Origin of the sequence: Alkalinema pantanalense CENA528, assembly GCF_050753345.1 — a bacterium.
Classification (GTDB): domain Bacteria; phylum Cyanobacteriota; class Cyanobacteriia; order Leptolyngbyales; family Leptolyngbyaceae; genus Alkalinema; species Alkalinema pantanalense.
The window spans coordinates 76,331-92,066 of record NZ_JBLZFX010000014.1; the positions used below are offsets into that span (position 1 = coordinate 76,331).

The window sequence follows — 15,736 nt, forward strand, 5'->3', positions numbered from 1 at the left end:
GCCACACGCGGCTATTGAATCTAGCTCGATTCTAGCTATCCAAGTTATAGCGATCTAAATCGTTATAGCGATCTAAATCTAATTGGCTACCTAGGCGATCTAGGCGATCGATCTATGTAAGCTATGTAAGCTATACATCTATGTTAGACATCCTATGTTGGCTATCTAGCTGGCTATCTATAGAAAGTTGGCGACCTATAGTTAACTAACCTATATAGACTGCCTCACTAGCGACCGAACTATAACTACCTAACTAAGGTAGATCAGGCTTTTCCGATCGGGTAGAGAAACTTCGCAATCCTTAGGCTTTTCTTCAGGATCGGTGAACAATGGTTACGAAATATTTCAATTTTTAATACAGAATTTTGAAGATTCTCTAAAGGTTTGATGCAAGTCTTAGTCTTATCCGGCAGATTAAAATCAAAGAAGTTGATTACCCCAATGAGAGTACTGACTCATTCTGAAACAATTATCCCGCAACATTTGACCTTGTAGCGCTTGTAGCTGACCTTATAGTGATTGACCTTGTAACAATGGTGCAACGAAGGGATGAATTGATGGGGAAGGTCAAAGCTCAAGCTCTGAAATAAGCCAAGCTTTGAAATTGCTCAAACTTAAGGATTAAACCGGGAATAACTTGGCCAAATTTTTTGGATTGATCTTGGATCGTAGTTTTGATGTTGGAGGTGATGCAGCCATGACAGATGCAGCCACAAACCAGATACAGCCAAACCTTTTGGTTAAAAATAATGCAATGAAAAAAACCTTGGGGCAGAGAGGATGGATTACCCGATCTGTTTTTGGGTTAGCGATCGCAACGTTGGGGCTAATGGCCTTAGGGAGCGCTACTCGCGTCATGAATGCAGGACTCTCCTGTCCCGACTGGCCGCTGTGTTATGGCACCCTACTGCCTTCGCAGCAAATGAATTTACAAGTCTTTTTAGAATGGTTCCATCGATTAGTGGCCTCGGTAATTGGCTTTGGGACGATCGCGGTCACAGCAGGAACTTGGTGGTATCGGCGATCCCAGCCCCAAGACTGCCCCAGATGGCTTCCTTGGTTAATGACTTTTGCCTTGGGGCTTGTGATCTTCCAGGGGGTACTGGGGGGATTGACCGTGACGGAATTGCTGCGATTTGACATTGTTACTGCTCATTTAGGGACAGGGTTGTTATTTTTTAGTACTCTTTTAACGATCGGCATGTTGCTGGTTCCCAGCGCGACCTTTGTTCCTGAGCAGGGGATCCTTGCAGAAGAACTTCAGAAGGCTAACAAATTTCAGCGGCTCCGCTGGGTGGGTTTAGTGGCAGTTCTCTGTATTTATCTCCAAAGTGTACTCGGTGGACTCGTTGCCTCCCGCTGGGCGCTCCATCAGTGCTTTGGGGTGCAGCAACTCTGCACCGTTATGAATAGTCATCTCATTGGTGTTATCCCTGCGACAATAGCGACGATCGTCGCAGTGGTTTTAGCCATGCGCTCGAAGGTGCTTACACCGGGGTTGCGGCAGGTGATCCATGGGGCGGGAATTTTGTTATTAATGCAACTTCTGTTAGGAGTTGCGACCTTTAGACTACATTTACAGGTGGAACCCTTAACCGTGGCCCATCAAATGGTTGGTGCATCACTCTTAGGAACTTTGGTGATTTTTACGGTTGCAATGTTCCGTACCGCTCGGCTTGTTAGCAAACAAAGCCCCTAGGACTTGCGACATCTAGGACTTGTGATATCTAGGACTTGTGATATCTAGGACTTGCGACATTAAGTTTACAGAATTGCATTTACGGAGCAATACCATTCATCTCAGCATTGATTCTATTGTTGCTGTCTGGACGATTGTTCTCCTAGCAAAGGAATCACCGGGCCGATCGCTAATGACTTCGATCGCCAACAAAGCCTACCAAGATAGCGCACCCCAAGATATCTCACACAGAATGCGATTTCTGAAAGTAATGACTAAAGCAGTGCAACTCCTAGACTTACCAATCGATTGCTCGCCATAGCACTCCGTTCCTTCCTAACGAACGATTTTTTGCTCATCTCTCTTACGCCAGGATTTATGCAAGATACCCTCACGACCCTGCCTCTCAATCGCGATTGGCGACAAGTTGTCCAAAGTTATATTCAACTCACTAAACCCCGCATCATTTTGCTCCTTCTGATTACGACGGCGGGCAGTATGTGGATTGCAGCCCATGGTCAAGTCGATCCCAAGTTGGCACTGATCACCCTATTGAGTGGAGCCTTTGCTTCTGGAGCGGCGAATACCATTAACTGCCTCTACGATCGTGACATTGACACCATCATGGAGCGCACTCGTAACCGCCCGTTACCCTCAGGTCGAGTCAGTCCTCGGGATGCCATAATTTTCGCGGGGATCTTAACCACGCTATCCTTTGGACTCTTAGCGACCTTTGCCAATTTGCTGAGTGCTTGCTTAGCGATGTCAGGCATTGTTTTTTATGTATTGATTTACACTCATTTCCTGAAACGCTATAGCACTCAAAATATTGTGATCGGCGGAGCAGCGGGCGCAATTCCTCCCCTCGTCGGTTGGGCTGCGGTCACAGGAGACTTAAGCATTACTGCTTGGATTCTCTTTGCCATCATTTTTCTATGGACACCGCCTCATTTTTGGGCATTGGCAATGATGATTCGGGAAGACTACGCAATCGTCAAAGTTCCCATGCTGCCCGTGGTCGCAGGGAATGAATTTACCAGTCGAGAAATTCTCTATTACACATTGGCCTTAATTCCCACTACCCTGGTCTTAACCTATCCCTTGGGTGTAATGGGAGCAACCTATGGCCTAATCGCCTTGGCTCTCGGTCTTGTGTTTGTGAAAAAATCCTGGGAACTGATTCAAACCCCAGGGGACTATTTCACTGCGCGATCGGTGTTTAAGTATTCCATTCTCTATATGATGCTGCTCTGCGCAGGCATGGTAGTGGACAGTCTGCCGATCGTGCAGCACCTGGATCACACCCTCCTAGCTTTTGTGCAACCCTTCTTCTCTGCTTAGGGATCTAGAATGGAGAGAGCGTCTCTGGAAACTGCTAGATAGCACTGAAGCCATGACAACCGCGATTTCCATTCAAAATTTACAAAAACACTACGGCGAAGTCACTGCGATCAAAGATGTCTCCCTAGAGATCCAATCTGGGGAGATTTTTGGCATCCTAGGCCCCAACGGTGCAGGCAAAACCACAACCCTTCGCTGTCTTTGCACCCTGCTGCAACCCGATGCAGGCTCGATCGAAGTCCTGGGTATTTCCGCGTTGAGCAATCCTCGGGGTGTCCGGCAAAAACTGGGTTACGTGGCCCAGGAAGTCGCCCTTGATAAGTTGCTGACGGGCCGGGAATTATTGGCGTTACAGGCCGCTCTTTACCATTTACCTCGGCATAGCATCGCCCCACGTATTGAAGAAGTTCTAGCATTATTAGGGCTGACAGAATGGGCTGATCGACTGATTAGCGGCTACTCAGGGGGGCTAAAAAAGCGGTTGGATCTGGCGGCGGGGTTACTGCATCAGCCCGAGGTTTTAGTACTTGATGAGCCAACCGTGGGTTTGGATATTGAAAGTCGGACGGTGGTTTGGCAATTTTTACGGCAATTGCGACAACAGGGGCTGACGATCGTCCTGACCAGTCACTACCTGGAAGAAGTAGACGCCCTCGCTGATCGTGTAGCCATCCTCGATCGCGGAACTGTTATTGCAGCAGACACGCCTACTCATCTGAAACATCAACTGGGGGGCGATCGAATTACCCTCAAACTGCGGGAATTTACTGCGATCGAAGAAGCAGAACAAGCTCAACAATTGTTGACTACGCTACCTTGGATACACAGTGTCGTCATTAATTCAGGACAGGGAAATTCTTTAAACTTAGTGGTAGACTCTCGCCCCGATGCCCTGAATCTAGTGCAATCGACCCTCCACCAAGCGGGACTGCCATTATTTAGTCTGGCGCAATCTAAACCCAGCTTAGATGACGTGTACCTTGCGGCAACGGGACAAACGTTGATGGATGCGGAATTAGCCGCGATCGGCCGTCGGGATCCCAAAGCAGAACGAAAACAAGCCATGCGGCGTTAAAGTCGGCAAGGTTAAAGTCAGTAAGATTAGGCAATTTTCCGGTTAGGTTCCAGAAGATGAGAAACAGTGGTGGTAAATAGGCAACAATGACTGTATGCCACCATCCCTGAGGATCCAATGGGATATTTGAGTAGTGCCCTAATGCCACATATCGAGCTCTGGATGATGCTTGTGATGAGTGGTGTAGCCAGTTTAGTGACGGGCCTTGTAGTGGGCTTACTCGTCTCGCAGCCGCTACGCACCTATCAACTCATGTTGGTCACGTTTCTGGGTGCTCTAAGCACTTGGCTAACGACCGCATTGTTCATAGGCTTGCTGCTCTTTTTTACCCTGGAATGGGTGATTGCCCAAATTTTGCCTCTGTCGGGAATCTTGATCCTGGGTCTGCTGGCAACTTTTATCTCACTTTGGGGTCGATCGGTTGGGGGTCGATCGGTGGTTGGGGGTAGATCGGTTGGGGGTCGATCGCCCCGCCGCCAAGTTGCCCAGCAGTGGTCAGTTCTTGGGTCTTTTGCCGCCTGGTTATTGGTGGCGATTGCGAGTTTATTGGCTTACCATCATTTCAAGACCTCTGGGCTGCCAAGCGATCGGGAATCGGTTCTTCCAACGGGTTTCTGGGCTTGCATTTCCTACAGTATGGCGCTGAGTTCCATCTTTGGTGCTTGTTCCGGTGGACTGGTATTCCACCAAACCCGTCATCTGAGGTCTAAATCTGAAGTCTAAATTTGATTGAGCCATGGGTGAGATGTTTATTATTCAACCATTACTTGCCAGTCTGCCCACTGTTTGAGTCAGCGCATTTTCCAATTGAGTCAGCGTATTTTTTCACCATGGGTTCTGGAATTTTCTTAGGAATCGTTCTATGAGTCAGTCCATTTTTTCCCCAGCGACGCCCGTCAATCCCAGTCAGCCAACTCTACCACCAGCTAACCTACTTGACTTTGGTCAGGAAACAGTTGCCTTAGCTCGGCGTTTATTTATCCAACTCAAGCGTCGGCCTTCAACGTTAGTCGCAGGGGTGGTACAGCCATTGATGTGGCTGATTTTGTTTGGTGCACTCTTTCAGAACGCCCCCCAGGATTTTCTAGGAAACTCCCTAGACTATGGTCAATTCCTGGGTGCGGGTGTGATTGTCTTTACGGCCTTTACCGGAGCGTTAAATTCTGGTTTACCCGTCATGTTCGATCGCGAATTTGGCTTTCTGAACCGTTTACTGGTGGCTCCACTGGCTTCTCGGTTCTCGATCGTGGCTGCATCCGCCCTGTTCATCATGACGATGAGTTTAGTCCAAACCGTCGCCATTATTGTGGTGAGTGGCCTGCTGGGGGCTGGATTTCCCACGCTATCCGGTTTGGGATTAATGTTCCTCATTTTGGCCTTTCTGGTCATCGCCGTCACCGCGCTGTCCTTGGGATTAGCTTTCACGCTACCTGGCCATATTGAGCTGATTGCCGTATTGTTAGTCGTCAATTTACCTTTGCTGTTTGCCAGCACTGCCCTCGCCCCACTGTCCTTTATGCCCACTTGGTTACAGGTCGTGGCTGCTGCCAATCCCTTAAGTTACGCGATCGAACCAATTCGCCATCTCTATCTCAATCCCCATTGGCACTGGAGCGATATCGTCCTGCAAGCCCCCTGGGGGAATGTCTCTTTGTTGGGCTGTATCGGCGGTTTGTTAGGCTTTGCGCTGCTGTCATTGGTTAGCATTCAACCCCTCCTTAAACGATCGCTCGGATAGGCAAGGAGCAATTGGTCTGGGGATTCTTTTCTGATTGTTTGCTTTAGAACCCTACTCAGGTGACTATCCTGCTTTACGCCCAGTTAACCAATAGGTCATAATTTTGCCCACCCCTTGAATCTGCATCACCTCGCGAGGATCAAAACAATAGCAGTCGTGCAGGCGATCGTAGATTTCAGGGGTGACTTGGATTTTGCCAGGAAGTCCGTTGGATTGCATCCGGCTAGCCAGATTGACCGGAGCTCCCCAGAGATCATAGGTAAACTTAGTTTTGCCCAGGACACCCGCCACCACCGAACCACTACTAATCCCTACCCGAATTTGAAACGGTTCCCCCAAGCGTTCCTGCAATGCGGCAGCCACGGCTTGCATCCCCAAGGCCATCTCTGCGATCGCCTCCGCATGGTCTGCTTTAGGTTCCGGAACCCCTGCGGCCACAAAGTAGACATCCCGAATGGTTTTAATCTTTTCCAGCCCCAACTGTTCCGCCAGTCGATCGAATTCACTAAAGAGTTGATTTAACAACTTGACCTGTTCTGTGGGAGCAATGCGGCTGGAAAATGCAGTGAAGTTATCAATATCTGCAAATAAAACCGAAACTTCTTCAAAACTATCGGCGATCGTTTGTGAACTGTGCTTGAGCCGATCTGCGATCGACTTGGGCAAAATGCTCTGCAAAATTCGTTCAGTCTGTTTGCGCTGGTGGTAAATCATGGACTCTAAACGCCGTCGTTCGGTAATGTCGCGCACCGTTCCTTCGTAATAGAGCAATTGGCCCCGACCATCTTTGATGGCCCTAATATTTTCAGAAATCCAAATTTTGCGGCCATCCTTGCGGCGAACCCGAGATTCTGCGCCTAAAACTTGGCCATGCTGCTGGAGATAGGTTTTGATGCCTTCCCGTCGTCCAGGTTGAAGATAAAGCTGAGTACCCACATCCGTAATAGATGCCATTAATTCCTCAGGAGAATCGTATCCATAGATTTCGGCCAGAGCTGGATTCACAGTGAGAAAATGCCCATCGGGAGCCGTTTGAAAAATGCCATCGATCGATTGTTCAACCATATGACGATAGCGTTCTTCTAACTTTCTGCGTTCCTGAAGCTCCTGCTGTACCCGAACATTTTGATCTTCCAATCGTTTTTGCAATTCCCGTAAATTTAATTGATGATTGACCCGAGCAAGGACTTCCTCAACCTGAAAAGGCTTGCTAATAAAGTCTACGCCACCCACTTCAAATGCTTTGACTTTACCCGGAGCATCATAAATTCCACTCATAAAGAGAACGGGAATATCCTGCGTAATCGGATTTTGTTTAAATTGGGTACAAATGTCATAGCCATTGATTCCCGGTAGCTTAATATCCAAAATGATTAAGTCGGGTTGTTCAGCCATGGCGATCGCGATCGCAGCTTGGCCATCCATCGCAGTTAAAACCCGGTAGGAATGCTTCTTTAAGGCAGCAGAGAGTAATAGCAGTTCAGTTTCTAAGTCATCAATTAAAAGAATGGTGGCTCGGTAATGCTGATTCTCAATCCGCTGAAAACCTAATAATTGAAAAATCTCATGTTCGAGATGGCGCAATTGCGGCCCATGGTAGGTTTGCTGGCTACTCAAAGACTGATGCAGCAAACTCAAACATTCTAAATTTTCAATTTTGGATTGAATAACCGCCTGATCTTGCCAGAGTTGTTCGATGACAAGATTGAGATCACTTAATGGATCCACAATATCACCAGAAACCTGGCGGGTCACGGGTTCTAGGCGATCGAAATTTTGGCGCAGAAGTTTGCGGACATGATAAACAATCGCGGGGGACAAATGCAGGGCGGAATTCTGGGAAGAATTAAGATCAGAAGGAGAATTGGAGTAGGCCATATCAGCAGTTCAGTAACCAGCTTTGCACACCCTAAGCAAATACTCTTCACAGGTCGAAACACCATTTACTTTTTTGCATTTTTTACATAAATAAAACTTCCCCAAAGTTACATGAGAAATTTCTTAAATTTAGGGGAAGCTTAAGTCGTAAAAGGGAATTTAGCTCAGGAAATATCAGATTGATAAGAAAGTATGGCAATTAGGGGCAATTAATAGGGAGTAAAACTTAGGGATCTCCAGATTTTAAGATATTTCAGTTGTTAACAGGCGATTTCCTCAAAATTCTTGGGAACTTCCTGACCTAAGTTGCCAGTCTTAAATCGAGAGATTCCCGTTGCCTACAAGTTCTTGAAAGTCTATCCTCTCGTCCTCTCAAGTCTTCAGTACAATGAAGAAATCAGGAGGGTGGGAATTTCACCCTTGCAGCAGTCCTCATTACTGTAGACCTCATTGCTAAAGTCTCGCTAACGTCTTGACTGAACACCGTTTCTATTTCAGAAAACCTATGAAACCCTATCCTCATCTTGCCCGTCTTATGTTTGGTTGCCTGTTGAGCAGCGGTCTGATTATGGGGAACAGCCTATCTCTGCGGGCACAAACAGCAACAGATTTGGATCCTCTAAAAGATTTTAGATCGGATACAGTGAGTGATCCCTTTAGTAATCGAACCGGGGATAATAGCGGGTTATTCAACCTAATCCACCGTGCAATGCAGGGACAAACCAATGTGGATCCAACTGCTGTCTCGATCGAACAGCGGCAAAATGTGGATGATGCCGCTGCCGCATTTCGAGCAAGACAACAGCAATTGTTGCAAAAAACAAACACCAGTCCCATTCCAGTTCTCATGGTTCCTGCGCCTGCGGTGACCGCTCCAGCCACTGACGCTATCCCCACAGCACCGACTGCTACTCCCTAGTTTCCCACCGTTTGAGATGGAGTGTCTACGGGTAATGCCATGGACGATCGGGGCAAATCTGGCTGACGGATGGGAATCGTGACTGTAAACTCTGCCCCTTCATTCGCCGCAGACACACAGCTCACATGGCCGTGATGCTTCTCAACCACAATTTGGTAGCTAATAGACAGGCCCAGCCCCGTTCCCTGTCCTGTCGGCTTCGTGGTAAAAAAGGGCGCAAACAGTTGTTGTCGAGTTTCTTCGGTCATGCCAGCTCCATTGTCTCGAATGTGAACTGCAATGTGTTGCTGATCAACCACTTCCGTTTGTATCTGAATCACACTCGGTAACGCGCGGTTGGTATCAAACGTCCGCTGTTGACAGAGTTCATCGATCGCATCGATCGCGTTGGCAATTAAATTCATAAACACCTGATTCAGTTGGCTGGGATAACATTCGACCAGCGGCAGCTCACCATAGCGTTTTTCCAGTTGGATGGCAGGCCGTTCCTGAGTAGCCTTGAGCCGGGGTTGCAGAATTAAGATGGTTCCATCTAACCCTTCATGGATGTCTACTTGTTGTACCTCCTGTTCATCGGTGCGAGAAAAGTTGCGTAGCGACACTACCAAATTGTGAATGCGTTCGCTGCCCATTTGCATTGAGCTAAAAATCTTCTTGAGGTCATTCAGTAGAAAGTCTAAATCGATCGCTTCGATCAAAGCTTGTACTGGCTGTACTGGCTGAGGATAGTATTCTTGATACAGTTGAATTAGCTGTAGGAGTTGCTGAACATAGTTATCAGCGTAGTCAATATTGCCTGCAATAAAATTCAACGGATTTTTAATTTCGTGGGCCACGCCAGCAATCAACTGCCCTAAGCTCGAGAGCTTCTCCGTTTGGACTAACTGGGCTTGGGTGCGCTGGAGGTTCGTTAGCATTTCCTCCAGCTGATGGGTTTGGGTTTGCAGTTGCATGCGCGAGGTTGCTAGGGCCTGATTTTGTAGTTCCAGCTCCTGGGAATAGCGCTGGAGATTACTGTACAGACTGGCATTTTCGATCGAAATTGCCACTTGGGCCGTCAACAACTTCAGGACCGCTAGACGATCGGGGGTAAAGGCTCCCAACGTTAAATTATTTTCAAGATATAAAATCCCCGTTAGCTTGCCTTGGTACACCATCGGGAAACATAAAACGGACTTGGTTTGCTGCGTTTGAATGTAGGGATCACTGCCGAAGCGCTCATCGACTGCGGCATGGTTCAGAACGATCGTGGTTTGCGTCCGTTCCACATAGGCAATTAATGTGGAGGGCATCCGTGTTGAGAGTGCCCGTGTTGAGGATATTTCCTGGGAGAAATTGTTGGTGATATTGAGATCGGCCTCTCTTCGATCGCCACAATCGACCACGAAATGACTCACCGCCCGATCATCTCCATCGAGTGGAGCGTTGACATGCCCCTCCGCCTCAATCTTCAATTCACCCTCACGCCGAACCACCAGCAGTCCTCGCTCAGCCCCTGCATTTTCAATCACAATTTTCATCAGCTTTTCCATCAGGCTGCTGAAAACGATTTCACTCGACAGAGCTTGGGAGGCTTTGATCACCGTCATCCAATCTAAGGTTTGGGTCGATCGCGCAGTCCACGGTTGTTGAGATGAGTCTGGGAAAAGACGATCGCTAAACCAGGTTTCCGTATCCCGTTGAGGTTTGCTGCCTGCCAATTGTGGCCAATCCTGCCGAAGTTGCATGACTTTGGCCAAGGCTCCCCATTGGCTATAGGCAGTACAAGCATCCTGAAAATACGATTGGGCCAGCCGAGATCGACCTTGCTTGCGGTGGTATTTCGCAGCCTGTTCACAGGCGATCGCTTCAATGGACCAACAGCTTTGTTCGTTTGCCGCCGAAATTGCTCGATCGTACAGCGTGGTTGCATCCGAATCCTGATCCTGTAGCTGCGCCATTTCAGCTTGGATTAGTAGTAACCGATGACTGTAGTTGTTAGGGCAATGGGTGGCCCATTTCTGAACCTGAGCACAATGGGATTCTAGAGCTTGCCAGATCTGAAGCTGTTCGGGCTGGGGCGCATGGGGATAATGGGCTGCCAGTAACAGGGCACTGTACAAATAATGCTCTACTGCGATGGCAACTCCAAAATGGCTATCTACCAACTGTGCTGAAGCTTGCGCGATCGCTGGGGCCTTCTCGTATTCCCCAAATAGATAAAGACTCTGGAGTTTATAAATATAGTATCGACTGAGGGTGTTTTGAGGTTCGCTGGGCTGTTGAAGCTGGTTCAGCAGATCTTCCTCGGAGATTTCCGAATCACTAAAGCTGCCGTAGGCTTGGGTCGTTCCCCGTAAACTCCGAATAAACTGCTGCTTAATAATCGCGTCGTTAATAAACGTAGAATTGCGCCGCTGTGTCGCAAATTCCTTGGCTTGCTGAACATCTCGATCGCCCTTGTCTAGACTGCTCCCGCTCATCAAGGTAATATCAGCCCGGAGCACTAGCGAATAGAGGGCATAGAGAAATTCTCCGGTTTCACAACACTGCTGAAAGGCTCGCAGTAAGTATTGTCGGCAGTCCAGAAATGACAATTGCCAGTGAGCCAGCAATCCCCCAAAGCTAAATTGCGTAATGCCTTGCAGCGAATTGAACTGTTCACTCATCTGTAAGGCAACTTGGCCAAAGGCATGGGCAGTGGCATAGTCTTCGGTGGCACTCAAAATCGTGCCATAGGCCACACAACCATAGGCAGAATTGGCGGTTAGGCCATCGCGTAGGGTTCGTTTTACCATGCGCAAAATAGCCCACTGGTAGAACTTCCGATCGCGGGTTACGGAAGCCGCTGCTAAATATTGCAACAACTTCATGATAACCCGATGGTGAGTGTCTTGGGACCGAGGCAGGAAGGCCAACTGGCTAATGTCCGGCTCTCCGAGAGACTGTTGCAACAACTGTTTCAGGTCAGCATGCTCTGCCTCAACGACGGCTTGATCAATGATGGGTGGAACCGTCTCCCCTAGTAGGATCAAACCCCTTTGCCCCAAGGTGATCGCTTCCGATCGTCGATTTTGACTGAGGTAAAGCACCATTTGAGTAGCGTAGACTTCCGCCCGATCGAGATCACTACGGGCATGGTCAAGCAATGTGTTAAAGACAACATCTGCCCCTTGTCCATTACCGCAAAGGTATTCACATTCCAACTGTTCAGTGAGGAGATCAAACGTGAGGGCGTAGTCATGGTCCCAACTGTCTAGCGGCAGTAGGGTAATGCCCATGGCAAAGTATTTCCGGGCAGCTTCATAGGCTGCGGCAGCCTTCGCTTTTTTGCCTGCGCCTAGGTTGAGGTGGGCCAATTGCCAGCGTTCTTCGGGTGTGCGGATCAGATCGCGCCCTGCATTCAGTTGATTCACAACTTCAAAAAGTTGATCTTCCTGCCGCAAACTTAACATTTGCCGAAGTCCAACTTGTCCCACTTTGAGGTGAAAAGCTTGACGTTCGGTCGGTAGGAGTAAGGAATAGGCTGCCTGTTGCACTCGATCGTGCAAAAAGCGGAACGTAGTAACCTCGGGTTGCTCCTGAAGTAACCAGATTGCCCAATCGATCGATCGATTTGCTCCCAGATTGGCGGGTAATAGTAGTCCTTCCCGGAGGGCATCCCAAAGCGTTTGGGCAATTTCAGTGGGTGAACATCCCTGCACCACCGCTAGCAATCCCAAACTAAATTCATTGCCAATGCAAGCGGCGACCTTGAGGGACTGCTGAGTCGCCATTGGTAAGCGCCGAATTTTGTCAATCATCAGATCCACAACATTTTGGGTGATCCCCAAGTTCTGAATCCGGTTTAAATCCCATTGCCAACTACCCTGTTCGCAATCGTAGGTAATTAATTTCGTACTATCTAGAAACTCTAGAAGTTGGTTGAGAAAGAAAGGATTGCCTTGAGTTCGGTTAAACAGCAGCTCAGCCAAGGGGGTCATGTGTTCCGGACTCAGCCCAAAGCTATCTGCTAGCAACTGAACCGTCTCGGACAAATGGAGGGGAGGAATTTCCAAAGGCTGGGTAATCGGCAATGAAGCGAGTAAATGCAGGGGATGATCCTCCCTCATTTCCTGGGAGCGATAGGCTCCAATAATGAGCAAGGAAACCTGATCGAGCTCCGTTAACAGACGATGTATTAGAGTGAGAGAAGCCGCATCTGCCCATTGCAGATCATCTAGAAAAATCACCAATGGATGTTCTATTTGGGCAAAAATGCGAATAAATTGTTGCAGGACGAGATGAAAGCGATTTTGGCTTTCCAGGGCATCCAGTTTGGCTGGAGGCGGCGTTTTATCTAAAAGGACAGCAATTTCCGGAATCACATCAATGAGGATCTGACTATTATTGCCGATCGCTTGGCTCAGCTTTTCTCGCCATTGCTGCACCTGGGCATCACTTTCGGTCAGAATTTGGCGAACCAATTCCTGAAAAGCTTGAATCAGTGAAAGATAGGGAACATCTTGGCGAAATTCGTCAAATTTTCCAGTGATGAAATAGCTGCGTTTATGCAGAATCGATCGCTGAAGTTCATGCACCAGAAAGGACTTGCCAACACCCGCCGCCCCGGAAACGAGGACACACTCCAGGTGCCCTTGGCTTGCTTGCTGAAAGGATTCTAAAAGTAAAGTGAGTTCTTGATCTCGACCGTAGCGTTTTTGGGGAAAGTGAAATTGAGTTGAGCGATCGTGCTGCCCCAGGGAAAATTCAGCAATCGTCCCCGTTTCTACGAGTTGTTCCAGGCAATATTTCAGATCCGCTTTCAAACCGTAGGCACTTTGGTAGCGATCTTCAACGGTCTTAGCCAGTAGTTTCATGACGATCTCCGAGAGGCCGATCGGGATCGCCGGATTTTGTTTATGGAGCGGAACGGGTTGACGGGCAATATGGCAATGCACCAGTTCAATGGGATCCTGCGTCACAAAAGGAGGCTGTCCAGCTAAAACTTGATATAACGTCACACCCAAAGAGTAGAAATCCGTCCGATAATCCACAGTCCGATTGAGGCGGCCCGTCTGTTCAGGAGAGCAATAAATTAACGCATGCTGGAATGGCAGGGAAACCTCCCAGCGCCCTGAAACCAACGGTAATCCTGTATTCACCCCTAAATTAATAAGCTGTACAGTACCGGTCGTTGGGTTAATCAGAATACTATTGGGATCCAAACCACGATGGGCAATATTTTGTTGGTGGAGATGGCCTAAGGTTTCAACCACCTTCACCATCCACTGAAGAATTTCCACCAGCGAACATGGAGCCGATTCGATCCAGTGGGCTAGCGGATAGCCGCCTAAATCTTCCAAAACCAAGAGGGGGCATCGCTCACTCATTTCTAACGTGAGTACTTGAGCTAGCCCCGCAATACTGAGTTTCCGACTCACTTCATATTCGTACTTCAATTGATAAATGATTGAATAGGCGATCGAGTCCACCTGAATCGCCTTTAAGAGAACGGGTGCTTGATCCTGATTGCGAATTGCACGATAAATCACTTGGCCTGCAACGTTGTAGACCTGCTCAACTAGGCAATATCCTGGAATGGAAAAGTCAATCAGTGGGGCATCCAGCATCAAACAACCTCGGCGCAATCGAGCACAAAGTCAACCATTGATCGTTGTACCTAATTATTAATAGCTTGCCCCAGCCAATTTAATCCCTATCAAATAAGAATTTTCTATTCTTGAGCAGGAAATCTGGATCCTACAAGTCAGCAGCCTGGTAATCATGCGGCCCGCCTTAGAACGAGCCGATTCACTAGAAAGTTTCAGGGAATCAGGATCACAAATTAGCTTTGTAGAATGCCATCTTCTAGATGAATGACCCGATCGGCCACTTCAACAATACGAGGATCATGGGTCACAATCAGCACTGTTTTTCCTCCCTCTTTCGCCAAATCCCGTAGAAGCTGAATGACAGCCTGACCGTTTTGGGAGTCTAGGGAAGCAGTGGGTTCATCGGCCATGATCAATTTCGGATTGCCAGCCAAGGCACGGGCGATCGCCACCCGCTGCTTTTGCCCACCGGAGAGATCCCGAGGCAGATTGTTGGCTTTATTGCCTAAATCCACTTGCTCCAGCAGATCCATCGCTTGGCGACGGGCAGCTTGGCCTCTAATCCCTTTAAGATTCAGGGCGACTTCCACGTTTTCCAGGGCGGTTAGAGCAGGAAAGAGGTTGAATCCCTGAAAAACAAACCCTAAGTTGTTCAACCGAAATGCCGCCAATTGGCGACTTGACATCCGCGTAATTTCTTCCCCTAAAAGACAGACACGACCTTCGGTAGGGGTGAGAATGCCTGCTAGAATTGACAATAAAGTGGTCTTACCGGATCCCGAAGGCCCCATAAGTAATTGAATGTCTCCTGCATTTATCGTTAGGCTGACATTCTTGAGTGCATGAAACGCTTGAGTCCCCGTTTGGTAGATCATGCTCACCCCAGAAGCCGCGATCGCCTTTTGGGTCAACGCATCTTGAAGTAAAGACTCGCGGCAGGGCGTAACTGTAGCCGCAGAAAGGCTCCCAGGTCGTTGGATTCGGTCAAAATCAATCGCTGTCATTCGTCAAAATCTCGATAGCGGCATCAAAGCAGAGGGAGAACTGAATTCTAGAATTAGCTTCACCTAGGGGGCGGCCAAATCCAGATGTGGGAGCGAGTATATTCTAGTCTAATCGCTCCATCCTCCTTTCCCAAGGGCATTCCTCAGGGATTTAAGAAGAGCCATATTTAGAAAAAGCTATGTAGATACTTACACATCCGCTAGGAAGCGTTATGCAAACTGCGCTTGCCTCCTTGCTGCTTTAAAGAGCTACGCTTTAAAGATTTATGCTTTAAAGACAATCGCTGGATCTACGCGAGTCACTTTTTGCACAGCAAACAACGCAGATCCAACACACATCACCACTGTCAAAACCAAGACTCCGGCGGCAGTAGTTGGCTCAATCAAAATCATGACGCCTTTAGCAGCCTGAGTCCAATGGCCTAGTGGAGTGTCAGGATTAATTTTGTGAGTTTGAGCGAGAATGGATTTAGGATCTGATTGGTTCTGAAATCCACTCTTGTAGGAATATCGTATGGGCAAAGTGTACA

The 15,736-nt window shown here is 48.2% G+C and carries 9 protein-coding genes and 1 pseudogene; 6 read left to right on the forward strand and 4 right to left on the reverse strand.

What is annotated here, in order from left to right:
• The first annotated feature begins 697 nt into the window (after positions 1 to 697).
• The 5 genes from ACN4EG_RS07115 (at position 698) to ACN4EG_RS07135 (ending at position 5,832) form a co-directional block, all read left to right on the forward strand.
• On the forward strand, positions 698 to 1,699 hold the full coding sequence (locus ACN4EG_RS07115; RefSeq protein WP_431628639.1) for a COX15/CtaA family protein: 1,002 nt from the start codon (positions 698 to 700) through the stop codon (positions 1,697 to 1,699).
• A gap of 357 nt (positions 1,700 to 2,056) precedes the next feature.
• Positions 2,057 to 3,019, forward strand: a complete 963-nt coding sequence (locus ACN4EG_RS07120) for a heme o synthase (RefSeq protein ID WP_431628640.1) — start codon at positions 2,057 to 2,059, stop codon at positions 3,017 to 3,019.
• Positions 3,020 to 3,071: 52 nt separating this feature from the next.
• Positions 3,072 to 4,094, forward strand: coding sequence for an ABC transporter ATP-binding protein (locus ACN4EG_RS07125; protein WP_431628641.1), 1,023 nt, complete (start codon positions 3,072 to 3,074; stop codon positions 4,092 to 4,094).
• Positions 4,095 to 4,235: 141 nt separating this feature from the next.
• On the forward strand, positions 4,236 to 4,817 hold the full coding sequence (locus ACN4EG_RS07130) for a hypothetical protein (protein ID WP_431628642.1): 582 nt from the start codon (positions 4,236 to 4,238) through the stop codon (positions 4,815 to 4,817).
• Positions 4,818 to 4,956: 139 nt separating this feature from the next.
• Positions 4,957 to 5,832, forward strand: a complete 876-nt coding sequence (locus ACN4EG_RS07135) for an ABC transporter permease (RefSeq protein ID WP_431628643.1) — start codon at positions 4,957 to 4,959, stop codon at positions 5,830 to 5,832.
• 63 nt (positions 5,833 to 5,895) lie between these two features.
• Here ACN4EG_RS07135 and ACN4EG_RS07140 read toward each other — a convergent pair whose 3' ends face one another.
• Positions 5,896 to 7,710 (reverse strand): adenylate/guanylate cyclase domain-containing protein, encoded by a 1,815-nt coding sequence (locus ACN4EG_RS07140; RefSeq protein ID WP_431628644.1) that lies wholly within the window; start codon positions 7,708 to 7,710, stop codon positions 5,896 to 5,898.
• A gap of 505 nt (positions 7,711 to 8,215) precedes the next feature.
• On the opposite strand from ACN4EG_RS07140, the gene ACN4EG_RS07145 reads away from it, so the two are divergent.
• Positions 8,216 to 8,629 (forward strand): hypothetical protein, encoded by a 414-nt coding sequence (locus tag ACN4EG_RS07145; protein WP_431628645.1) that lies wholly within the window; start codon positions 8,216 to 8,218, stop codon positions 8,627 to 8,629.
• Here the strand turns inward: ACN4EG_RS07145 and ACN4EG_RS07150 are convergent.
• From ACN4EG_RS07150 to ACN4EG_RS07160, 3 genes and pseudogenes are all read right to left on the reverse strand, one after another.
• A complete protein-coding gene (locus ACN4EG_RS07150) occupies positions 8,626 to 14,220 on the reverse strand; it encodes a trifunctional serine/threonine-protein kinase/ATP-binding protein/sensor histidine kinase (RefSeq protein WP_431628646.1) in 5,595 nt (1,864 codons plus the stop codon). The genes ACN4EG_RS07145 and ACN4EG_RS07150 overlap by 4 nt on opposite strands.
• A 215-nt stretch (positions 14,221 to 14,435) precedes the next feature.
• A complete protein-coding gene (locus ACN4EG_RS07155; protein ID WP_431628647.1) occupies positions 14,436 to 15,206 on the reverse strand; it encodes an ABC transporter ATP-binding protein in 771 nt (256 codons plus the stop codon).
• 264 nt (positions 15,207 to 15,470) lie between these two features.
• A pseudogene (locus ACN4EG_RS07160) lies at positions 15,471 to 15,736 on the reverse strand (hypothetical protein); the annotation flags it as partial.

Bases quoted from the DNA above. Each gene is read 5' to 3' on its own strand.
- ACN4EG_RS07115 (WP_431628639.1), top strand. From the start codon at position 698: ATGACAGATGCAGCCACAAACCAGATACAGCCAAACCTTTTGGTTAAA.
- ACN4EG_RS07120 (WP_431628640.1), top strand. From the start codon at position 2,057: ATGCAAGATACCCTCACGACCCTGCCTCTCAATCGCGATTGGCGACAA.
- ACN4EG_RS07125 (WP_431628641.1), top strand. From the start codon at position 3,072: ATGACAACCGCGATTTCCATTCAAAATTTACAAAAACACTACGGCGAA.
- ACN4EG_RS07130 (WP_431628642.1), top strand. From the start codon at position 4,236: ATGCCACATATCGAGCTCTGGATGATGCTTGTGATGAGTGGTGTAGCC.
- ACN4EG_RS07135 (WP_431628643.1), top strand. From the start codon at position 4,957: ATGAGTCAGTCCATTTTTTCCCCAGCGACGCCCGTCAATCCCAGTCAG.
- ACN4EG_RS07140 (WP_431628644.1), bottom strand. From the start codon at position 7,710: ATGGCCTACTCCAATTCTCCTTCTGATCTTAATTCTTCCCAGAATTCC.
- ACN4EG_RS07145 (WP_431628645.1), top strand. From the start codon at position 8,216: ATGAAACCCTATCCTCATCTTGCCCGTCTTATGTTTGGTTGCCTGTTG.
- ACN4EG_RS07150 (WP_431628646.1), bottom strand. From the start codon at position 14,220: ATGCTGGATGCCCCACTGATTGACTTTTCCATTCCAGGATATTGCCTA.
- ACN4EG_RS07155 (WP_431628647.1), bottom strand. From the start codon at position 15,206: ATGACAGCGATTGATTTTGACCGAATCCAACGACCTGGGAGCCTTTCT.